This window comes from Pseudomonas umsongensis (genome assembly GCF_012647205.1).
GTDB lineage: Bacteria > Pseudomonadota > Gammaproteobacteria > Pseudomonadales > Pseudomonadaceae > Aquipseudomonas > Aquipseudomonas umsongensis.
Map to the genome: position 1 here is coordinate 6012670 of NZ_CP051487.1, position 20542 is coordinate 6033211.

The window sequence follows — 20542 nt, forward strand, 5'->3', positions numbered from 1 at the left end:
CGACCACCGGCACCTGGCGCTGAGTACTGAGTTCTCGTCTGAGCCTAGCGCTCAAGCTTGCGATCGGCGTGATGAACATCTCCGAAGAATCGTAAGCAATCCTTTCCTTGCCCCCACAAAAAAGCCGTCACAAAGGACGGCTTTTCAGTCTCGGGCCCACAATCACCCCGGTTGATTTTTCCGAAATTCAGTCGTGGTAATCCCCTTATACCCCCAGTTATCGGTATCGACTTCCTCGATCACGATGTGGGTCAGCTCCGGCGGCTTGCCGAGGACGCGCTGCAAGGTCTCGGTGATCTCGGCGATGACTTGGGCTTTCTGCTCCCGGGTTACGCCGTCACGGGTGATGCGTACGCTGACGAAAGGCATGCTGCTTCTCCTGCTCGCTCATTAAGTGAAGCTGACTGTATCTGCGTACGGGCATTTGATAAATACTCATTCACAGACTTCATTTGATCCCCGGTGTAATCAATCATGCAGCGACAATTCGACGATCTTCAACTGGGCAGCATCGAGCTGTTTTGCCTGGCTGCCGAAGCTGGCAGCTTCACTGCCGCCGCGCTGGTGGCAGGGGTCACGCCGGCCGCGGTGAGCCGCTCGGTGTCGCGCATGGAAGAACGCCTGGGCGTGCGGCTGTTTGCGCGCACCACTCGCAGCGTAAACCTGACCGACAGTGGTCGGCGCTACTACGAAGAATGCCGCCAGGCATTGGCACAACTGGTGGAAGCCCAGCGCGAAGTCATGGGCCAGCAACAGGTACCGTCAGGCACCCTGCGCATCAGTATCCCGACCACCTATGCCCATCACCGCATCCTGCCGTTGCTACCTGCCTTTCGTGCGCGTTTTCCGGCGGTGAAGGTCGAGTCGCACATCAGTAACCGCAACATCGATTTCGTTGGTGAAGGCTATGACATGGCGATTCGCGTGCGCGCGATTCCCGATTCCGGCCTGATCGCCCGGCAACTGGAAGACGCCGCGCTGGTGATGATTGCCAGCCCTGAATACCTCAAGCGTGCCGGTACGCCGCAAACCCTCGACGACCTGCAACAGCACGAATGCATTCAGTACGAACTGCCCAGCAGTGGCCGACGCATTGCCTGGCTGTTCAGCGACAACGGCGTGCAACGGGAGATTCTGGCCGAGGGCAACTTCGTTTGTTCCGACGATGTGTTAGGTGGCGTCACCCTGGCGAAACATGGTGCAGGGTTGTTTCAGACCTATCGCTTTATCGTCGAAAAGGAATTGGCCGATGGCTCGCTGGTGGAAGTGCTCAAACCTTATGGGGGGCGTTCCCGGCCGTTTACCCTTCTCTACCCGCAAAGTCGCCACATGCCCCTGCGGTTACGGGCATTCATTGATTTCCTGGTCGAGCATTTGCCTCGTTAAAAGATCGCAGCCCGCGGCAGCTCCTCCAGGGAACGGGTTTCAAATATAGAGGCACCGCAGGCTTCGATCTTTTTTGTCCGATCACCGCACACATTACGCCCACCAGCGGGCTGTCCAATTGACCATATTAACCATCTGGTACATTTTATCTCCACAGGCTGAAACATCGGCCAATGCCAAAAATAATATGTGGAGAACACTGATGCCCCCTATCATTCTGGTACTCAACGGCCCGAATCTGAACCTGCTTGGCACCCGCGAACCGGCGACCTATGGCCATGAAACCCTGGCAGATGTTTCCGCGCTGTGCGGCCAAGCCGCCGAAGAGTTCGGCCTGGCGGTGGAGTTTCGCCAGACCAACCACGAAGGCGAACTGCTCGACTGGATTCATGCCGCCCGCGGCCGTTGTGCCGGGATCGTGATCAATCCCGCCGCCTGGACGCACACCTCGGTGGCGATCCGCGACGCGCTGGTCGCCAGCGAACTGCCGGTGATCGAAGTGCACCTATCCAACGTTCACGCCCGCGAGCCTTTCCGTCACCACTCCTTCGTCTCGGCCATTGCAACGGCGGTAATGGCTGGCTTCGGTAGCCATGGCTATCGCCTGGCCCTGGAGCATTTCAGCCAGCGTCTGAAGGGGCAAGCAGCATGAACCAGAACCAAACGGTATTGGCCGGACTGATCGGCGCCGGCATCCAGGCGTCCCGTACCCCGGCGCTGCACGAGCACGAGGGCGACGCCCAGGGCATGCGTTATCTCTATCGACTGATCGACCTCGATCAGTTGCAACTCGACAGCAACGCCCTGCCCGACCTGTTGACGGCCGCCGAGCGCATGAACTTCACTGGCCTGAACATCACCTTTCCGTGCAAGCAGGCGATCATCCCGCTGCTCGACGAGTTATCGCCAGAAGCCCGGGGCATTGGCGCGGTGAACACCGTGGTGCTGAAGGACGGCAAGCGCATCGGCCACAACACCGATTGCCTGGGGTTTGCCGAAGGTTTTCGCCGTGGTTTGCAGGGCGTTGCCGTTGAGCGCGTCGTACAAATGGGCGCCGGTGGCGCTGGCGCGGCCGTGGCTCACGCGTTGCTGAGCGAAGGCGTACGACAATTGAGTATTTTCGATGTGGAAATCAGTCGCGCGCAGAGCCTGGCTGACAATCTCAACCAGCATTTCGGCAGTAACCGCGCAGTGGCCGGCCATGATTTGGCACTAACCCTGGCCGAGGCTGATGGCCTGGTCAATACCACCCCCATGGGCATGAAAAAACTGCCAGGCATGCCGGTGCCGGTCGAGTTGCTTCGAGCTCAATTGTGGGTGGCGGAGATTGTTTACTTCCCACTGGAAACCGAACTGCTGCGCAATGCCCGCGCACTGGGTTGCCGTACGCTCGATGGCGGGAACATGGCCGTGTTCCAGGCGGTGAAGGCGTTCGAATTGTTCAGCGGCGTGGTGCCGGATGCGCAGCGGATGCTGGAGCATTTTCAGAGCATGAATGGCTGATGCAATTTATAGGAGCCAGCTTGCTGGCGATGGCGATCATACAGACGCTATCGCCAGCAAGCCGGCTCCTATAAAGGAGATTCACCCAGCTTAATTACGCCTGCAGGTATCTCAGAACGGACTCGCAAATCATCTCCCGATGACGCTGCTTGATGCTTTCGTCCGGCAAGTCGATCTGGAAGATCTCGCCGAAGGTATGGCGGTTCGACACGCGATAGAAGCAGAACGAACTGATCAGCAAATGCACGTCCAGCGGGTCGAGGCCGGTGCGGAACAGCCCCTGTTCGGCACCGCGACGCAGGATCTCGCCCAGTGAATCGAGGATGGTGTTGTTCATCGCCTTGATCGCATCGGAGCGTTTCACGAATTCGGCGTTGTGAATGTTCTCGATGCTGACGATACGCACGAAATCGACATTGCGATCATGGTGATCGAAGGTGAACTCCACCAGACGCCGAATCGCCTCCACCGGCGCCAACTCCGCCAGGTGCAGGCGATTTTCGGTGCTGCGGATATCGCCGTAGAGTTTCTCCAGCACCTCGACGTAGAGCTGCTCCTTACTGCCGAAGTAGTAATAGATCATGCGCTTTGACGTGTGGATGCGCTCAGCGATGGCATCGACGCGAGCCCCGGACAGCCCTTGCTGAACGAACTCGACTATCGCTTCTTGCAAAATGTTCTCCCGGGTTTTCTCCGGGTTGTTCTTGCGACTCTTGCGCGGCTCGGCAATCGGTTGATCAGTTGCTGCGGAGAGTTCTGAAGTTATTGTCATTGCGGGCTCACGGCCATCACTGCACAGGCTGGCGATTATGAGCCGCGCCGCACAGTGAAGGAAGCCGTGCGGCAGCGGTTTGTCGGCGTAGTTACGATTTTCCTACAACTTTGCCTGACGCACGGCACCGCTGCGGGATTTGGCCATGGCCGCCAAGCGTACCGCCACGTTGGCCGCACCGTAACCGGCATAACCGTTCTTGCGCTGAATGATCTCGAAGAAAAACCGCCCCTCGAACGGCTCGGTGTACACGTGGAACAGTTCACCGCCCTGGGCATCACGGTCGTACAGCACGTTGTAATAGGCCAGCTCGCTAAGGAATTCGTCATCGAAATCGAAGCGTGCCGCCAGGTCATCGTAATAGTTGAGCGGAATATCCAACAGCGGCACGCCTGCCGCTTTCGCCCGACTGACTTCGGTAAAGATGTCGTCGCAATCAAACGCGATGTGGTGCACGCCGGAGCCGCGATAACTCGACAACGCGTGTGAAATGGCGGTGTTGCGGTTTTCGGAAATATTCAGCGGCAGACGGATCGAACTGTCGCGACTGCGCAGCGCGCGGCTCTTCACCAGACCATAGGGATCGGGCAGCACCACTTCGTCGTCAGCCTCGAAATCCAGCAGGCTCTTGTAGAACAGCACCCAACTGTCGAGGCTGTCGGCGGGCAGTGCCATGGCCATGTGGTCGATGCGCTTGAGGCCGCCGCTGCTCACCGCAGCCGGCTGCAGGTTGAAGTCGGTCCCATAGACATCGGCGTCTTGATCGACGAGGTAAATCAGGCTGCCATCCGGCGCGCGCACGGCGGCCAGTTCCAGTTCATTGGGGCCGACCAGTCCGCGATACGGCTGGCCTTTGTAGGCCACCGCCCGGGCCAGCGCGCTGGCACTGTCCTTGACTCGCACGGCAGTGGCGCACAGCGATGGTCCGTGCGCCTCGAAGAAACTGTGGCCGAACGAGTAAGGTTCCGAGTTGAGGATCAGGTTGATATCGCCCTGGCGCAGCAGGCTGACGCTCTTGGAGCGATGCTGCCCGGCCTTGACGAAACCCAGCCGCTCCAGCCAATGGGAGAGCTTGGCGCCGAGGCTTTCGTCCACGGCGAATTCGAGAAACTCGATGCCGTTGTATTCGCTGGCCTTCGGTGTCTCGAACAGGATCTCGGGGTTGCCGGCAGGCTTGGCCTCCTGGGCCAGGCGCTCGCGGGTTTTCTCTTCCAGGTACAGCAACGAGCGCAAGCCGTCAGCAGCGTTGGCCCGTGGCGGTGCGGCGCGGAAACCGTCGTTGAAGATCTCCAGCGACAATGGCCCGGTGTAGCCACTCTTGATGATCGGCGCGAGGAAACCAGGTAAATCGAATTCGCCCTGGCCCGGGAAGCAACGGAAATGCCGGCTCCACTCGAGCACATCCATGGCCAGGATCGGTGCATCGGCCATTTGCACGAAGAAAATCTTGTCGCCGGGAATCTCGGCGATAGCCCTCGGATCGCCCTTGAGCGACAGCGTATGGAAACTGTCGAGCAACACGCCGAGGCTCGGGTGATCGGCCTGACGGACGATGTTCCAGACTTGCTGGTAGGTGTTTACGTGACGCCCCCAAGCCAGCGCTTCGTAACCGATGCGCAGACCACGCGCGCCAGCGTGTTCAGCCAGCAGGCGCAAATCATCGACTAAAACCTGCTCATCACCGATGGAATCGGCCGAGGCGTTGCTGCACACCAACACCAGGTCGGTGCCCAGCTCCTGCATCAGGTCGAACTTGCGCTCGGCCCGCTCCAGATTGCGTGACAAGCGATCACGGCGGCAGCCTTCGAAGTCCCGAAACGGTTGAAACAGGGTGATGGCGATCCCGAGATCGGCACACATCTGTTTAATTTCCCGCGGGCTGCCGTCGTAGTAGAGAAGGTCGTTCTCGAAGATCTCGACGCCATCGAAACCGGCGGCGGCAATGGCTTCGAGTTTTTCCGGCAGGGTACCGCTCAAGGACACGGTGGCAATGGAACGCTGCATTTTTTCGACTCCCGGTGGTGGAGGCAATCTTGTTAGGGGCATCGCACGCTTGGCTCTGTGTAGGAGCTGCCGGAGGCTGCGATCTTTTGACTTGGCTTATTAAGATCAAAAGATCGCAGCCTTCGGCAGCTCCTACGGAGATCGCGTTTAGCTTTGAGTGAATTATTGGCTGCACGATCTCACACAGCAATTTAAAGTGTACTACCCAGTTAGTTTTGCGTGCGATTATCGAACAAAATGGGCTTTAGCGAATTGACGATTTTTTGCTCAATGCGCAACATCAACACCACATTGAGTCCGGTCAACCACCGACGGCCTCAGTTACCAACGACCCTGAACACCACATAAAAATTTCAAAAACCGGGTATATGCTCATGCGCTCATTCAACGCCTCGTTCACTCGAACCACCGTCATTACGCCCTGCCTGGCGTCCATCCGAACCTTGCGCACCGCCGGCACTCCCGTGCCGCTCGCTGAATAAACCGTCAGCCGACGAAACCAGCCGATCAGTCCTGCGCCCATCGCCATCGATTGATCACGCGCCCTTGAAGTCCCGACGAGCCTTGCTTGTCAGTCATTGAACGGATGGCACATATGAATCCTGCACCTAGCTCACGCATGGCTCCGGCCATGAGCGCTGCCTCTGGCGGCATCGGCGACAAAATCCGCGGCGCCATGGCTGTCGGCAAAACCCGTTGGGGCATGCTGGCACTGGTGTTTTTTGCCACCACCCTGAACTACATCGACCGCGCCGCCCTCGGCGTCATGCAGCCCATCCTGGCCAAGGAAATGAGCTGGACGGCGATGGACTACGCCAACATCAACTTCTGGTTCCAGGTCGGCTACGCCATCGGTTTCGTGCTGCAAGGCCGCTTGATCGACCGGGTCGGCGTCAAGCGCGTATTCTTCTGCGCCGTGCTGCTGTGGAGCCTGGCGACGGGCGCCCACGGCCTGGCCACTTCGGCGGTCGGCTTCATGGTCTGCCGCTTCATTCTCGGCCTGACTGAAGCCGCTAACTACCCGGCCTGTGTGAAAACCACGCGCCTGTGGTTCCCGGCTGGCGAGCGCGCCGTGGCCACCGGCATTTTCAACGCCGGTACCAACGTCGGTGCGATGTTCACTCCGATGCTGCTGCCGCTGATCCTCCATGTCTGGGGCTGGCAGGCTGCGTTCCTGTGCATGTCGGCGCTGGGCGGGATCTGGCTGGTGTTCTGGGGCCTGAAGTACTTCAACCCGGAAGATCACCCACGCGTCAAACAGTCGGAACTGGACTACATCCAGAACGAAGTGGAACCGGAACAAGCCCGCGTACCCTTCTCGAAGATCCTGCGCATGCGCGGCACCTGGGCCTTCGCCCTCGCCTACTCGATCACGGCGCCGGTGTTCTGGTTCTACCTGTACTGGCTGCCACCGTTCCTCAATCAGCAATACAACCTGGGCATCAACGTGACCCAGATGGGCATTCCGCTGATCATCATCTACCTCACCGCCGACTTCGGCAGTGTCGGCGGCGGGATCCTGTCCTCGTTCCTGATCGGTCGCGGCGTCAACCCAATCAAGGCGCGCCTGATGTCCATGTTCCTGTTCGCCTGCTGCATCATCGGCGTGATCATGGCCGCCGGCTCCAGCAATCTGTGGGTGGCGGTAGCCGCGATCTCCTTGGCCATCGGTGCGCACCAGGCCTGGACCGCGAACATCTGGAGCCTGGTGATGGACTACACGCCCAAGCACATGATGAGTACCGTGTTCGGCTTCGGCGGCATGTGTGCGGCGATTGGCGGGATGTTCATGACCCAGTTGGTCGGCCACATCCTGACCATCACCAACAACAACTACACCGTGTTGTTCACCCTGATCCCGGCGATGTACTTCATCGCGCTGACCTGGATGTACTTCATGGCACCGCGCAAGATCCCGAAAGTAGAAGACTGATGTTCCCTCGGCGCAGGCCCGGATTCGGGCCTGCGCTTTTTTTGTGCCTGTTTTTTATGAATCCGTGAATGTTCGTTCATCGCCAAGGAGGTGAAACCATGTCGCCAGGTCACTTGAGCATCGCCAAGCGCGCCACGATCAGCTTCGGCCTCATCGCCTTGCTGGTCCTGTTGCAAGGTTTGTTCGCTCTCAAGCAGGTCGCCGAAGTACGCGCCACCGGCCAGCACACCGAGAACGTCTCCCTGCCCAGCACCCGTTATCTGGGTGAAATTCGCGACTACGTCCTGAGCATTCGCTTACTCAGCCTGCGCATGGCGCTCAATCGCGAGCCCAAGGTGCTCGACGCGACCGTCACGCGCCTGCATCAAGTGCAGGGCTGGCTTGCCCAGGCACTGGAAAAGTTCACCCCGCTCGTAGGCGACTACAACCGGGTGCCGTACGAAAATTTCGTGGCGACGGTCACCCGCTACCGCTAGGCGCTGGCGCAATACGAACGCCTGTCGCAGGCAAACCGCCTCGACGAAATGACCGCACTGCTCAATGGCGAAATCCAGGACTACTCGACTCGCAGCGGCGACCAGTTCGCCGAACTGGTCGCGCTTACCGCCGACGAAGTCAGTCAGTCCGCCGCGCAAGCCGACACGCTCTATGGCCAGGTGAAAATCACGGTGATCGGGGCCTTGCTGGGTGTGTCGCTGCTGACCGTTATGCTCGCCTGGCTGCTGATCCGCAGTATCGTGGTGCCCATCCGCCAGGCGGTGGCAGTGGCCGAGCAAGTGGCGGCCGGCGATCTCGGCACACCGATACACAGCCAGGGTGGCGATGAAACCGCGCGCCTGCTCACCGCCCTGTCGATCATGCAGACCAGCCTGCGCGAAACCCTGCAGCGAATCAGCACCGCGTCGAACCAGTTGAATGCAGCCGCCGAGCAAATGCAGCAGAGCACCCACGAGGATTCCGGGCGACTGCAGCAGCAACACAACGAAATCGAACAAGCCGCCACCGCGGTCAATGAGATGACGGTCGCGGTGGAAGAAGTCGCACGCAATGCCGTGTCGACGTCTGACAGCACGCGTCAGTCGACACAGCAGGCCAGCCAGGGCCAGGCGCGGGTCATCGAGACACTGGACTCGATTCAGGCCATGAGCGCCGATGCCGGCATCGCCCTGCAACAGGTGCAAACCCTGGCCGAGCAATCCCGGGAAATCGGCAAGGTGCTCGACGTGATTCGCGCCATCGCCGAACAGACCAACCTGCTGGCGCTCAATGCCGCGATCGAGGCGGCACGGGCCGGGGAAGCCGGGCGTGGTTTTGCGGTGGTCGCCGATGAAGTGCGCGCACTGGCCCATCGCACCCAGCAATCGACCCGGGAAATCGAACAGATGATCGGCCGGGTCCAGGGCGATACCGAGAGTGTGGTGCAGTCGATGCATGGCAACAGTCAGCGCGTCGCCGCCACCCTGTCGATTGCCGAAGAAGCTGGCCTCGCGCTGGCGCAAATCACCCGGGCCATGGAGCAGATCCACGAGCGCAACCTGGTGATCGCAAGCGCATCGCAAGAGCAATCCGCCGTGGCCCGCGAAGTGGACAGGAATCTGCTGAACATCCGCGACCTGTCACTGCAAAGTGCCGATGCTTCGACCCGCACGAGCGCCACCAGCCAACAACTGTCGCAATTGGCTGCAGGCCTGCAGAACCTGGTGCTGCGCTTCAGGTTCTGAGTGACCTCAACGGCGGCTTTGTTGCCATGCCGCCGCCAGGCCACTGCAGCAAATTATGGCGATCCCGACGATGGTGGTCAGGGTCGGAGTGTGGGAAAACAGCAGCCAGCCCAGCAGGCCGGCAAACACGATCTGGCAATAGCTGAAGGGTGCCAGCAAGGCCGGCGCCGCATGGCGGAAGGCCTGGGTCAAGAACAGGTGCGCGGTCATGCCGCAGGCGCCCAGCGCCAGCATCATTGCGCCGTGCAGCAAGGTCGGCACCTGCCAGAAGAACGGCACCAGTGCACTCATGACCAAGGTGTTGCACAGCCCGGCAAAAAAGTTGCTGGTGGTCGGGCTGTCGATCTCACTGAGCTTGCGGGTCAGCAGTTGGTAGAAGCAGAAAAACAGCGCCGAGCACAATGGCAGCAGCACCGCCGGGGTGAACAAATCACCACCGGGATGGACGATGACCAGCACCCCGATAAACCCGCAAATCACCGCCAGCCATTGGCCTCGGGTGACCTTCTCCCCCAGCAACGGCACCGACAATGCCGTGACCAGCACCGGCGCCAGGAAGTTGACCGAGGTTGCCTCGGCCAGCGGGATGTACATCAACCCCGTGGTGAAAAAAAGGCTGGTACCCAGCAGGCACAACGCCCGAACCAGTTGCAGCAGCGGCCGCTTGGTACGCAGCACACGCAGCCCGGATTGCGGCAGGAATATCCCCGCCATCAGCAAGGTATGCACCACATAACGCGCCCAGACCACCATGACAATCGGATAGAACCCGGAAAGGTACTTCGATATGGCGTCATGGCTGGAAAACAGGAAGGTTGCGACAACGATCAGCAGGATCCCTTTGAAGGGTTTGTTGACGCCGGAAAGCGGGGTGCTGACGGTCATTGGGGTTCCTTTGTGTACATCAAAAGTCAAAGCCTCACAGGCAAGCCACGCCCCCAGGAATCAGCAAAGAATCTGTGGGAGCGTGGCTTGGCCTGGGCGGCACTCCGACGATAGGTGCGCAGCACCGCTTACAGCCGCGCCAACAATTCGCGGGTTTTATCCAACGCCATTTGCGCTCGTTCCAATCCGCTCACGCCCTGCTCAAGCAGTCGCACGGTGGGAATCTCCAGGCTCAATGGAATGTTAGCCGGCAAACACCGCAACAGCCCCGGCAGATCACAATCGCCGTCGCCGGGAAAACGCCGTTCATTACGCGCCTGCCGCAAGATCTCTGCCATGTCTTGCGGCCTGGGACCCGCCACGTCACACAACTGCGCATACCGTAACCGCGAGGGGGCAACCCTGGCCAGATCTTCCAGCCGCGATCCAGAGCGATCGAAGTGAAAGGCGTCGACCAGCACCGCCGCGTTTTCGCGCTCAGCCTTTTCCACGATGCGCACGGCTTGCTGCAAATCGCGCGCGTCGGTCCAGGGCATGAACTCCAGGTGCGGATGCAACCCGTAAGGCGCCGCCAGATCACACAGCCGGGCAAAATTCTCTGTCATTCGTTGCTCGTCAGGATCGTTACCCGCCACCAGCAATTCACTGGCACCGAATTCGGCACCCACTGCCAGCACCCGCTCGAAATCGGCAACAACGGTGTCCGGTTTCAGCCGCAGGATCTCGACATCCAGGACACGAATGCCGGTATCGCGCAGACGTGCCTGGGTCTGGCGCCGCAGCTCTTCATCGGCCACCAACGCGAAATGGTGTTCCTCTGGCGTCGCCGGCACCAGGCGCAAGCCGACATGACTGTAACCGGCCCGTGCCGCGACTTCGACCATGTCCGGTGGTGACAACTCCAGCACAGTCAGACTGGCCAGGGAAAAGATTCGTTCACTCATGGTCAATCCTCGATCAAGGCCGGTGCGCAGGCGCGCCCGGTTTCAGCGGCTTGGCGAATCGCCTCGACCAGCGCCAGGGTGCGGGCTGCATCGGCGGCACTCACCAGCGGTTCGACCTCCCCACGTGCAACGCGCACGAAGTGTTGCAACTGCAAGCGCAGCGCTTGATCGATACTGAAAGGCTCGTCAGTCGAGACTAGGGGTTGATGCCATCCACCGTCCGCTTGCGTGTAGTGCCAACGCTTGAGCTGCGGGATGCTCAGCGCCCCGGCAGTTCCCGCCAGCAAATAGCACGGTTGATCGGCCTGGCGTGGATACACCGGGTTCTCCCCCGAGCCCAGCTCCCAGCTCCAGGGTGCCGCCACCGCATCGGACCCGGTCAGGCTGCCCAGCGCACCGTTGTCGAATTGCAACAGCACCGCCGCGCAATCCTCATTGGCAAACCCCCGAACGGAATTACTGGTGATGGCCTGCACCTGGCGAACTTCACCACACAGATGCCTGAGCAGATCCAGGTCGTGGATCAGGTTGGTCAACAACATGCACGCACCGGGTTCACGGCGCCAGGCCGTTTCGAAATAGCTATCGGGCTTGCGCAATTGCCAGAGCGCGGTGACGGTGCTCAATCGGCCCAACGCGCCGCTGTGGACAAGTTCATGGGCACGGACGATCAAGGGATTATGACGGCGATGATGGCCGACTAACACCGCAACGCCGCTCGACTTCGAGGCAGCCACCAGCTCACGGGCCTCATCCAGGTGCACGCCCACCGGCTTTTCCAGCAACACCGGTACGCCGGCCGCCAGGCAATCGAGTGCGGTGTTGACGTGCAGCACGTTCGGGTTGGCGATAATGACGGCCGCAGGCTTCGCCTGCTCCAGCATCTGAAGATGATCGGCGAAATACTCCACCCCCCAATCCTTCGCAAGACCCGATGCGTGCGGACCGGGGTCGGCCACTGCGCACAAAGTCGCTTCATTGAGGGTTTTCAGTTGCTGGTAATGCTGTTGGCCCATATTGCCAGTGCCGATAAGGGCTATTCGCAATGGTGAACTCAAGGTGCGGTCCTCTTGTGATTGTTGTTGAAAGGTTCGACATCAACAATTTAGAACCGAGTTCCAGATTCTTACACACGCGCACATTGAAAGTGTTCGAACAGCGCACAGCTTTAAAAAGCTCAACACAGATCAAATGTGAGAGCGGGCTTGCTCGCGAATGCGGTGTGTCATACAGCTTAAATATTGACTGACGCTCCGTCGTTCGCGAGCAAGCCCGCTCCCACAGGGGTTTTGTAGAGGCTTTAGCTAAATAGTTCTGAGGCCAGACTCGCGGCCGACAACTCCTCGGTAAACGCTAACAACAACGGTGCCAATTCATGCAGCCGCGCCCCCGGCATTCGCGCACTCGGCCCGGCGATGCTGAGCACGCCGATCACCCGGCCATCACCGGGATGACGCACCACCGCGGCAATCGCCGAGGTACCTACCGCAGAACTTTCCTCGACACAGGCGTAGCCCTGCTCCCTTGCCAGACGCAAGCGTTCAAGCAATTCAATGTTGGACCTTGGGGCATTCGGGCCTAGCTCCAGCGGCGGGGCCGCTGCCTGGCGCTCCACCAGCGACAACGCTTCGGCATCGCTCATGCACGCCAGCCAGGCATGGCCGGAAGCGGTATAGAACAGCGGCGCATCCCGGCCCATATCGGGGTCATAACGCAGGCCGGAACGAGCCCCCTGGGACTTGGCGATCCAGGTCTGGCGCTCGCCTTCGATCACTCCCAGACGCACCAGTTCGCCGGTTTCCTGAGCCAACCGGTCGAGCACCGGTTGCACGATATCGGCGCCGCTGCTCGACAGATAGCGGAAACCCATCGCCACCAACCGGGTCGACAAGTGGTAGCGCAAATTTTCTGGATTCTGCCGCACGTAGCCGAGGCGGATCAGCTCGGCAAGCAAGCGGTGGGTAGCACTCTTGGGGATGTCCAACTGCTCCGCCAGCACCTGCATCGGCAGGCCACGAGGGTCGCTGGTGAGGCTTTCCAGCACACTGAAAACACGTTCGATCTGACTGCCAGCCATGGGGATGTCCACGCAAAATTTGTTCGATTCTAGAAGAGAACCTGAGGAATGCGAAATCTGGAACTGCCCGTGCGATAACCGCCCCGTTTTATACAGCGTCGACTTGCCGCCCCTCTTTCTGCCTCATATATTTTCTGGAATTAAATTCCAAAATAAACCACAGCGGAGTTTCAAACCATGCCTGCCCAACCGTACTGCTCCCCCGACATCGATTGCGATGTGCTGATTGTCGGCTCCGGTGCGGCGGGCCTGGCAACAGCCGTGACGGCCGCTTGGCATGGCCTGAAAGTGATAGTGGTGGAAAAGGACCCGGTTTTTGGCGGCGCCACCGCCTGGTCCGGTGGCTGGGCGTGGGTACCGTGCAATCCCCTGGCCCGACGGGCCGGCATCGTCGAAGACGTTGAACAACCGCGCACTTACTTGAAACACGAACTGGGTGATCGCTATGACCCGGCAATGATCGACGCCTTCCTTGAAGCCGCTCCGCGCATGGTCACGTTCTTCGAACAGCACACCTCGCTGCAATTCGCCGATGGCAACGCGATTGCCGACATTCACGGCGACACGCCGGGCGCCGGTACCGGTGGGCGTTCGGTGATCGCCGCGCCTTATGACGCGCGCAACGTCGGCAAGCTGCTCAAGCGCCTGCGCAAAACCATGCGCGAAACTTCCTTCATGGGCATGCCGATCATGGCGGGCGCAGACCTTGCCGCGTTTCTCAACCTGACCCGTTCGTTGCCGGCGGCCTGGCACGTTACCCGACGTTTCACTCGCCATCTGCTCGACCTTGTCGTGCATGGCCGGGCGATGCAACTGGTCAACGGCGTGGCGCTTGTAGCGCGCCTGGCCAAATCCGCCGACGATCTTGGCGTGTTGCTGTGGGAATCAGCCCCCGTTACTGAGTTGTTGCGCACCAACGATAGGGTACAAGGCGCGGTGGTTCGCACTGCAAAGGGTTCGATCCGTATCAACGCAAGCAGGGCGGTGGTGCTCGCGGCCGGCGGTTTTGCCAATGACGTCGAACGGCGCAAGTCCCTCTTCCCCCGTACACCAACCGGACACGAACACTTGGCACTGCCGCCCCTCGGCGTGTCTGGCGATGGCCTGCGGCTGGGCGAGAGCGCCGGCGCCAAAGTCGATACCAACCAGGCATCGCCGGTGGCCTGGGCTCCGGTTTCACGAGTGCCATACCGTGATGGCAGTATCGGCCACTTCCCGCACATCATCGAGCGCGGCAAGCCTGGAATCATCGGTGTGCTGAGCAACGGTCAACGCTTCGTCAACGAAGCCAACGGCTACTACGACTATGTGACAGCCATGGTCGCCAGCGCCCCGCCCGGCGAAGAAGTGGCCTCCTGGCTGATCTGCAGCCATGGCTTTCAACGACGTTATGGCCTGGGTATTTCCCGGCCGTTTCCGGTGCCGCTGTCATCCTTTATCCGCAGTGGTTATCTGAAAACCGGCAAGACACTGGAGGAATTGGCACAGGCTTGCGGCATCGACCCGGTCGGCTTGCGCACCACCGTGTCGGACTACAACCGCCACGCGCGCAACGGCCAGGACCCGCAGTTCGGACGCGGCTCAACGCCCTATAACCGCAAACAGGGTGATGCGCTGCAGCAGCCCAACCCTTGCGTTGCGCCGATCGAGCAAGGACCGTTCTATGCGGTGAAAGTCGAACCGGGTTGTTTCGGCACCTTTGCCGGGCTCAAGGTCAATCAACACGCCCAGGTCCTCGACGACTCGGGCCAGGTCATCACCGGCCTTTACGCGGCGGGAGGCGACATGGCCAGCATCATGGGCGGCCACTACCCTGCTGGCGGCATCAACCTGGGGCCGGCGCTGACGTTCGGCTACATCGCCGCGCGTCATATCGCCGGCGTCACTGCTTATGAAAAGGAGATCGACCATGCAGCACATCGTTAACGCACAGGGTTTGAACATGCCCAAGCTCGGCCTCGGCACCTGGCCGATGCTCGGTGAAGCGTGCACGCGAGCAGTGGAACAGGCCCTGGCGCTGGGTTATCGACACATCGATACCGCTGCTGCCTACAACAATGAGGACGCTGTCGGTCAGGCGCTGCTGAACAGTCCGACACCCCGAGAACAAATCCACGTCACCAGTAAGGTCTGGTGGGACCAGTTACAACCCGACGCCATGCGCCATTCCATGGACCGCAGCCTCAAGGCCTTGCACAGCGACTACATCGACCTTTTCATGATCCATTGGCCCAGCACCGATTGGGACTTGCCGCGTACGATCGAAACCCTGGCGTCATTCAAGGAGCAAGGGCTGGCGCGCAATATTGGCGTGGCGAATTTTCCGCTCCCCCTGCTGCGCACCGTCGTCGAGGAGCTCGGCGCGCCGTTGTCTGCCATTCAGGTCGAGTACCACGTGCTGCTTGGACAAAACGCACTGCTGGACTACGCCCGTCAACACGATCTGGCACTGACGGCTTATTCGCCGCTGGCACGCAACAGGGTGACGGATGTTCCGGTTATCCAGCAGATCGCCGCCAAACACGGGGTATCGCCGACCCAGATCGCACTCAAATGGCTGCTGGATCAACCGAACGTGGCAGCTATCCCCAAGGCCAGTAGCGAGGCCAACCAATTGGCCAACCTGGCAGCGCTTGCCGTCAACCTGGATGATCAGGACCGTGCGCTGATCGCCGGCCTGTCCAAGCGCGAGCGTCTGGTCAGTCCGGACTTTGCACCGGTGTGGGACGCGTTCGATCGATAACCGCGAAAAAGCCACTTTCATTGTGCGACACCTGCCGCAATGACTGTGGCCTCACCAAACCTTACACATTTCACCCACACGCCTTTGCCAGTGCGGTTATTCATAGACCCGGCGCTATACGCCCCATCAATCTATGAGAGACCGTCAACATGCTATGGAACAAGGCAAGACGCAGCAAAAACGTGAACGACATACGCAAGGGCAAGGATGCCCGCACGCTTACAGGGACAACATTGGCCGCAGGGCTGGCCGCCGTCGCCCTGGCCAGCGCCGGGCTCTATTCGACACAGAACACGCCAGCAGACATTACCAAGCTCGAACCCTCGTACACCCTGGATCGCCCCCTCCCTCAACCATCGATCGAGCCTGAAGTAGATCTGCAGTTAACGTTTGTCCAGTCGGTACTGGGCGATACCGAAGACACCTGGAACCAACTGTTCGCGCAAATGGGCCGGCAATATCCACATCCCACCCTGACACTGTTCAACAATGGTGTGGTCTCGGGCTGTGGTTTCGCCAGCTCCGGCAGTGGCCCGTTCTATTGCCCGGGCAATCGGCAGGTGTACCTCGACCTCGAATTTTTCCGCACGCTTGAGCAGCAGTTTTCAGTGGTCGGTGACTTCGCGCGCGCCTACATCATCGCTCACGAAATCGGGCATCACGTGCAGCTTGAGCTGGGCCTTTCCGGACCGTTCGAAAAAGCCTTGCTCGAGCAACAACCCGTCAGTGGCGATGGCGGGCTGGAAGTGCGTGCGGAGTTGCAGGCCGATTGCCTGGCCGGTGTCTGGGCGCACCATGCGCAACAGCGCCTGGACTGGCTGGAGTTGGGGGATATTGAAGCTGCACTGCATGCCGCGGCAATGTTCGGAGACGACCAGTTGCAGGCAGCGCGCAATGCCCAGATTCGCCCAGAGACCTTCAGCCACGGCACTTCTCTGCAGCGCGTGAATTGGTTCAAGACCGGTTTCGCCACAGGCCTGCCGGAGGCCTGTGACACCTTCGCCGCCGACGTGCTGTGATACCCGCCCGTCAATGAAGCCTCTAATGTCGCGGCCTGGATAGAACCGCTGCCGCTCATGGCTGTCTGACGACCGGACTGGCGCCGCTCCAACTGAGCAGCAACACTCATCCCACGGTTCTTTACCCGCAACATCAGAGGATTCCCACATGCTATGGAAAAAAGGCCGACGCAGCGACAACGTGGTCGATGCCCGTGGCGATGATGTCGGCGGCGGTGGCGGCGGGATGCGTTTTGGTGGCGGCAAGGGCCTGAGCCTGACGGCGATCCTGCTGATCGTGGGCATCGGCTGGATCACCGGCCAGGATCCGATGCAGATTCTCGGACAACTGACCGGGCAGATGAGCGAACAATCGGCGCCCACCACGTCGCAGACGCGCAAGGCGCCACCGGCCACGGATGAAGGGGCCGAGTTCGTCCGCTCAATTCTCGGTGATACCGAAGACACCTGGCGGCAGATTTTCCAGCAGGCGGACCGGCAATATAAGGATCCGACCCTGGTGCTATTCAGCAATCGGGTCAATTCGGCCTGCGGACTGGCAACATCGGCGACCGGTCCCTTCTATTGCCCCGCAGACCAGAAGGTTTATCTGGACATGGCCTTCTTCCAGGAAATGTCGCAGCGCTTCGCTGCCGCGGGCGATTTCGCCCAGGCCTATGTGATCGCTCACGAAGTCGGTCACCACGTACAAACCTTGCTCGGTGTTTCGGCAAAGATTCAGGCCGCCCGCCAGCAAGGCCGGCAGATGGAAGGCGATGGTGGTTTGCTGGTGCGCCAGGAACTGCAAGCCGATTGCCTGGCCGGAGTCTGGGCCAACAACGCGCAGAAGCGCCTGAACTGGTTGGAGCCGGGCGATATTGAAGAAGCGTTAAACGCTGCGAACGCCATCGGCGACGATCGTTTGCAGCAACAAGGTCAGGGCCGTGTGGTGCCGGACTCGTTTACCCATGGTACGTCAGCGCAACGGGTGCGCTGGTTCAAAACCGGATTCGCCCAGGGCCAGGTTGGCCAGTGCGATACCTTTGCGGCGAAAAATCTGTAAATGAAAAAGTGGTGGTTAGTCTTACTGTTTACCTGCACAACATCCCAGGCTGCGGAGCATGGGGTCAAGGAAATCAGCCCCGGGCGCCTGTTGTTAAAGTCCGGTGAAATAGCGGTGGGCATCAGCCCGGCCCCGCCAAAAATCGAGCGGGTATTGATCATCGTCCATGGGCGCTTGCGCAATGCGCAGACCTACCTCCAAAGTGCCGAACGCGCGGCCGAACTGGCCGGGCAAAGCGCTACGACCCTGGTGATCGCGCCGCAATTTCTTAATGAAGACGACGTTGCACAGCACCCGGTAGCGGACACCGTCTTGCGCTGGCAAGGCGATGAGTGGATGGCGGGCGGTGAATCCACAGCCCCTTTTCGCTTAAGTTCCTACGAAGCGCTGGACGAAATCATTGCCCGCCTGGGTGATCGCCAGCAATTTCCGGACTTGAAGCAAATCGTCATTGCCGGTCATTCGGCGGGCGCTCAAGTGGTTCAGCGCTATGCCTTGTTGGGCCACGACCAGCCCGCCCTGGAAACCGCCGGCGTGCAGGTGCGCTACGTGATCGCTAACCCCTCTTCCTACACCTATTTCGATGAGCGTCGGCCAGTGGCCTTCAGTCATGCGGGTTGCCCGCAATTCAACCGCTGGAAATACGGTCTGACAGATCTACCTGCCTACGCAGAAGGACAAACTGCCGCGCTGCTGCAGGAAAAGTACCTCAAGCGCAACATCGTTTATCTGCTGGGGCAGCAGGACGTCGACCCGAACCACCCGGCGCTGGATAAATCCTGCGAGGCTAAGGCCCAGGGGCCGTATCGGTTGGCCCGAGGGCGCTACTACTTCGCTTACCTGAAGCGGCTGCAACCGCAAGGGTTGCAGCAGCAACTGATTGAAGTGCCCGGGGTCGGGCATAACGGAGATGGGATGTTTACTTCACCGCAGGGGCAGCAGGCGTTGTTTCCGTAGGAGCTGCCGCAGGCTGCGATCTTTGCCCCTTAAAAATCACACCGACAGCATCTGCCGCAACTCGACACAATCGCTCGCATGCCAATCGGTCAACTCCGGCCACGGATTATCCGGCAGGTTGACCAACACCGTCCGCGCTCCCGCCGCACGACCGCAATCAAGGTCGAAACGGTAATCACCGACCATCACCATATCGCTGGCCGACACCTTCCAGGCTTCGGCCAGTTTCAGCAATCCTCCTGGATGCGGCTTCGGTGGCGCCTCATCGCGACCCAACACATCTTCTACCGCAAAGCAGTCGGCCAGGCCGATAGCCTCCAGCGTGACATGCGCAAGTTCACGGGCATTGCGCGTGAGAATGCCCAGGCGATAACCGCGCCCGGCCAATTCACGCACCAACTCCACAGCCCCCGGGGCCGGTTTCGAACCTAGCGCCAGATCGCGCTCGTGCTCGAGCAGCCAGGCGTGTTTGGCGCTGGCTTCATCGGCCGGCAGCGCCGCCAGATGCGTCAGGATGTCGGCTTCAGGCGGGATCGCCAACGCGATGCGAATCGCTGCGAAATCATGCACAGCCACCGTCAGGGTGCCGTCCATGTCGAACACCCAATGACGTACGTCGGCCAGGCTCATGCCCAATCCTTGCGATGGCGAATCAGGCCTTCCTGGGTGACCGAGGCCACCAGTTGCCCGGCGCGGTTGAACACGCTGCCACGGGAGAAGCCGCGAGAGTTGCCGGCCCATGGGCTGTCCATCGCATACAGCAACCAGTCATCGGCGCGCAGGTCGGCGTGGAACCACAATGCGTGGTCGAGGCTGGCGACCTGCATGTCCTTGTGCCAGACCGATTTGCCGTGGGGCAGCATCGAGGTGGTCAGCAGACCGAAGTCCGAGGCGTAGGCCAGCAGATACTTGTGCAATGCCGGAGAGTCGGCCAAGGCGCCGTCGGCGCGAAACCAGACGTATTTGATCGGATCGCTGGCTTTCGGGTTGTAGGGATCTTCCGCGGTGACGGGCCGGAATTCGATCGGTTTCGGGCACAGCAGTTTTTCACGCATGTGCTCGGGGATCAGGTGGGCGCGTTGCTGGGTCAGTTCCAGTTCCGATGGCAGGTTTTCCGGTCCGACCACTTGCGGCATTTGGGTCTGGTGCTGGAAACCTTCTTCGTCGTACTGGAACGAGGCGCTGCAGGTGAAGATCGGCTGGCCTTTCTGGATCGCCGTGACCCGGCGAGTGCTGAAACTGCCGCCGTCGCGCACGCGGTCCACGGAATAAACCACTGGTAACTTGGCATCGCCCGGGCGCAGGAAATAACCATGCAGCGAATGCACATGGCGCGCCTCTTCAACGGTCTGACTAGCTGCCGACAGCGACTGACCGAGCACCTGGCCGCCGAACAGCTGACGAAAACCCAAGTCCTGGCTACGGCCGCGGAACAGGTTTTCTTCGATCGATTCCAGGCTCAGCAGGTCAACCAGATCATCCAACACTTGGCTCATTCAGACTCTCCTCACACAACGCAATGCCGCGCAGTCCTGGCTGCGTCGGTCGATTCACTT

General features: G+C 60.3%; 20 protein-coding genes. 11 read left to right on the forward strand and 9 right to left on the reverse strand.

The window, feature by feature from the left end; translation table 11 throughout:
- Nucleotides 1-162: 162 nt before the first annotated feature.
- Nucleotides 163-369, reverse strand: coding sequence for a tautomerase family protein (locus HGP31_RS27230; RefSeq protein WP_020798692.1), 207 nt, complete (start codon nt 367-369; stop codon nt 163-165).
- A 105-nt stretch (nt 370-474) separates the two neighbouring features.
- Here HGP31_RS27230 and HGP31_RS27235 point away from each other — a divergent pair, with 105 nt between their 5' ends.
- The 3 genes from HGP31_RS27235 (at nt 475) to HGP31_RS27245 (ending at nt 2889) form a co-directional block, all read left to right on the forward strand.
- On the forward strand, nt 475-1386 hold the full coding sequence (locus HGP31_RS27235; protein WP_033040933.1) for a LysR family transcriptional regulator: 912 nt from the start codon (nt 475-477) through the stop codon (nt 1384-1386).
- Nucleotides 1387-1588: 202 nt separating this feature from the next.
- Nucleotides 1589-2038, forward strand: a complete 450-nt coding sequence (aroQ, locus tag HGP31_RS27240) for a type II 3-dehydroquinate dehydratase (RefSeq protein ID WP_020798694.1) — start codon at nt 1589-1591, stop codon at nt 2036-2038.
- Nucleotides 2035-2889 (forward strand): shikimate dehydrogenase, encoded by an 855-nt coding sequence (locus HGP31_RS27245; RefSeq protein WP_033040935.1) that lies wholly within the window; start codon nt 2035-2037, stop codon nt 2887-2889. Before aroQ ends, HGP31_RS27245 begins: the two co-directional genes overlap by 4 nt.
- Before the next feature lie 94 nt (nt 2890-2983).
- Here HGP31_RS27245 and HGP31_RS27250 read toward each other — a convergent pair whose 3' ends face one another.
- Nucleotides 2984-3661 carry a TetR/AcrR family transcriptional regulator gene (locus tag HGP31_RS27250; protein ID WP_020798696.1) on the reverse strand — a complete coding sequence of 226 codons (678 nt, stop codon included), beginning with the start codon at nt 3659-3661 and terminating at the stop codon, nt 2984-2986.
- A gap of 102 nt (nt 3662-3763) precedes the next feature.
- Nucleotides 3764-5665 (reverse strand): 3-dehydroshikimate dehydratase QuiC, encoded by a 1902-nt coding sequence (gene quiC, locus HGP31_RS27255; RefSeq protein WP_168758975.1) that lies wholly within the window; start codon nt 5663-5665, stop codon nt 3764-3766.
- Between the two features lie 595 nt (nt 5666-6260).
- Between quiC and HGP31_RS27260 the strand changes: the two genes are divergently transcribed.
- From HGP31_RS27260 to HGP31_RS31080, 3 genes are all read left to right on the forward strand, one after another.
- Nucleotides 6261-7598, forward strand: coding sequence for an MFS transporter (locus HGP31_RS27260; protein WP_083349778.1), 1338 nt, complete (start codon nt 6261-6263; stop codon nt 7596-7598).
- A 98-nt stretch (nt 7599-7696) separates the two neighbouring features.
- Nucleotides 7697-8074: an MCP four helix bundle domain-containing protein gene (locus HGP31_RS31070; protein ID WP_420850683.1), complete on the forward strand. Its 378-nt coding sequence runs from the start codon at nt 7697-7699 to the stop codon at nt 8072-8074.
- Nucleotides 8075-8305: 231 nt separating this feature from the next.
- Complete coding sequence (locus tag HGP31_RS31080) at nt 8306-9319, forward strand: methyl-accepting chemotaxis protein (protein ID WP_476748418.1); 1014 nt, start codon at nt 8306-8308, stop codon at nt 9317-9319.
- 6 nt (nt 9320-9325) lie between these two features.
- On the opposite strand, the gene HGP31_RS27270 is transcribed toward HGP31_RS31080, so the two are convergent.
- From HGP31_RS27270 to HGP31_RS27285, 4 genes are all read right to left on the reverse strand, one after another.
- Entirely contained in the window at nt 9326-10204 is an 879-nt protein-coding gene (locus HGP31_RS27270) for a DMT family transporter (protein ID WP_020798701.1), read from the reverse strand.
- A gap of 128 nt (nt 10205-10332) precedes the next feature.
- Nucleotides 10333-11148, reverse strand: a complete 816-nt coding sequence (locus HGP31_RS27275) for a sugar phosphate isomerase/epimerase family protein (protein WP_168758976.1) — start codon at nt 11146-11148, stop codon at nt 10333-10335.
- A 2-nt stretch (nt 11149-11150) separates the two neighbouring features.
- Nucleotides 11151-12206 carry a Gfo/Idh/MocA family protein gene (locus HGP31_RS27280; protein ID WP_168758977.1) on the reverse strand — a complete coding sequence of 352 codons (1056 nt, stop codon included), beginning with the start codon at nt 12204-12206 and terminating at the stop codon, nt 11151-11153.
- A gap of 242 nt (nt 12207-12448) precedes the next feature.
- Nucleotides 12449-13225: an IclR family transcriptional regulator gene (locus HGP31_RS27285; protein ID WP_020798704.1), complete on the reverse strand. Its 777-nt coding sequence runs from the start codon at nt 13223-13225 to the stop codon at nt 12449-12451.
- A 177-nt stretch (nt 13226-13402) separates the two neighbouring features.
- Here HGP31_RS27285 and HGP31_RS27290 point away from each other — a divergent pair, with 177 nt between their 5' ends.
- The 5 genes from HGP31_RS27290 (at nt 13403) to HGP31_RS27310 (ending at nt 18986) form a co-directional block, all read left to right on the forward strand.
- Complete coding sequence (locus HGP31_RS27290; protein WP_033043179.1) at nt 13403-15151, forward strand: FAD-dependent oxidoreductase; 1749 nt, start codon at nt 13403-13405, stop codon at nt 15149-15151.
- Nucleotides 15135-15968 carry an aldo/keto reductase gene (locus tag HGP31_RS27295; RefSeq protein WP_168758978.1) on the forward strand — a complete coding sequence of 278 codons (834 nt, stop codon included), beginning with the start codon at nt 15135-15137 and terminating at the stop codon, nt 15966-15968. The genes HGP31_RS27290 and HGP31_RS27295 overlap by 17 nt, the downstream gene beginning before the upstream one ends.
- Nucleotides 15969-16117: 149 nt before the next feature.
- On the forward strand, nt 16118-16987 hold the full coding sequence (gene ypfJ / locus HGP31_RS27300; protein ID WP_168758979.1) for a KPN_02809 family neutral zinc metallopeptidase: 870 nt from the start codon (nt 16118-16120) through the stop codon (nt 16985-16987).
- Between the two features lie 148 nt (nt 16988-17135).
- Entirely contained in the window at nt 17136-18029 is an 894-nt protein-coding gene (ypfJ, locus tag HGP31_RS27305; protein ID WP_020798708.1) for a KPN_02809 family neutral zinc metallopeptidase, read from the forward strand.
- Nucleotides 18030-18986 (forward strand): alpha/beta fold hydrolase, encoded by a 957-nt coding sequence (locus tag HGP31_RS27310; RefSeq protein WP_168758980.1) that lies wholly within the window; start codon nt 18030-18032, stop codon nt 18984-18986.
- Nucleotides 18987-19022: 36 nt separating this feature from the next.
- On the opposite strand, the gene HGP31_RS27315 is transcribed toward HGP31_RS27310, so the two are convergent.
- Together HGP31_RS27315 and tesB are read right to left on the reverse strand one after the other, a co-directional pair.
- A complete protein-coding gene (locus HGP31_RS27315) occupies nt 19023-19616 on the reverse strand; it encodes an HAD family hydrolase (protein WP_020798710.1) in 594 nt (197 codons plus the stop codon).
- The gene (gene tesB, locus HGP31_RS27320) at nt 19613-20482 is read right to left on the reverse strand and encodes an acyl-CoA thioesterase II (protein ID WP_020798711.1); all 870 of its coding nucleotides are present in this window, start codon (nt 20480-20482) and stop codon (nt 19613-19615) included. The genes HGP31_RS27315 and tesB overlap by 4 nt, the downstream gene beginning before the upstream one ends.
- Between the last annotated feature and the right edge of the window lie 60 nt (nt 20483-20542).

Bases quoted from the DNA above. Each gene is read 5' to 3' on its own strand.
- HGP31_RS27230 (WP_020798692.1), bottom strand. From the start codon at position 369: ATGCCTTTCGTCAGCGTACGCATCACCCGTGACGGCGTAACCCGGGAG.
- HGP31_RS27235 (WP_033040933.1), top strand. From the start codon at position 475: ATGCAGCGACAATTCGACGATCTTCAACTGGGCAGCATCGAGCTGTTT.
- aroQ (WP_020798694.1), top strand. From the start codon at position 1,589: ATGCCCCCTATCATTCTGGTACTCAACGGCCCGAATCTGAACCTGCTT.
- HGP31_RS27245 (WP_033040935.1), top strand. From the start codon at position 2,035: ATGAACCAGAACCAAACGGTATTGGCCGGACTGATCGGCGCCGGCATC.
- HGP31_RS27250 (WP_020798696.1), bottom strand. From the start codon at position 3,661: ATGACAATAACTTCAGAACTCTCCGCAGCAACTGATCAACCGATTGCC.
- quiC (WP_168758975.1), bottom strand. From the start codon at position 5,665: ATGCAGCGTTCCATTGCCACCGTGTCCTTGAGCGGTACCCTGCCGGAA.
- HGP31_RS27260 (WP_083349778.1), top strand. From the start codon at position 6,261: ATGAATCCTGCACCTAGCTCACGCATGGCTCCGGCCATGAGCGCTGCC.
- HGP31_RS31070 (WP_420850683.1), top strand. From the start codon at position 7,697: ATGTCGCCAGGTCACTTGAGCATCGCCAAGCGCGCCACGATCAGCTTC.
- HGP31_RS31080 (WP_476748418.1), top strand. From the start codon at position 8,306: ATGCTCGCCTGGCTGCTGATCCGCAGTATCGTGGTGCCCATCCGCCAG.
- HGP31_RS27270 (WP_020798701.1), bottom strand. From the start codon at position 10,204: ATGACCGTCAGCACCCCGCTTTCCGGCGTCAACAAACCCTTCAAAGGG.
- HGP31_RS27275 (WP_168758976.1), bottom strand. From the start codon at position 11,148: ATGAGTGAACGAATCTTTTCCCTGGCCAGTCTGACTGTGCTGGAGTTG.
- HGP31_RS27285 (WP_020798704.1), bottom strand. From the start codon at position 13,225: ATGGCTGGCAGTCAGATCGAACGTGTTTTCAGTGTGCTGGAAAGCCTC.
- HGP31_RS27290 (WP_033043179.1), top strand. From the start codon at position 13,403: ATGCCTGCCCAACCGTACTGCTCCCCCGACATCGATTGCGATGTGCTG.
- HGP31_RS27295 (WP_168758978.1), top strand. From the start codon at position 15,135: ATGCAGCACATCGTTAACGCACAGGGTTTGAACATGCCCAAGCTCGGC.
- ypfJ (WP_168758979.1), top strand. From the start codon at position 16,118: ATGCTATGGAACAAGGCAAGACGCAGCAAAAACGTGAACGACATACGC.
- ypfJ (WP_020798708.1), top strand. From the start codon at position 17,136: ATGCTATGGAAAAAAGGCCGACGCAGCGACAACGTGGTCGATGCCCGT.
- HGP31_RS27310 (WP_168758980.1), top strand. From the start codon at position 18,030: ATGAAAAAGTGGTGGTTAGTCTTACTGTTTACCTGCACAACATCCCAG.
- HGP31_RS27315 (WP_020798710.1), bottom strand. From the start codon at position 19,616: ATGAGCCTGGCCGACGTACGTCATTGGGTGTTCGACATGGACGGCACC.
- tesB (WP_020798711.1), bottom strand. From the start codon at position 20,482: ATGAGCCAAGTGTTGGATGATCTGGTTGACCTGCTGAGCCTGGAATCG.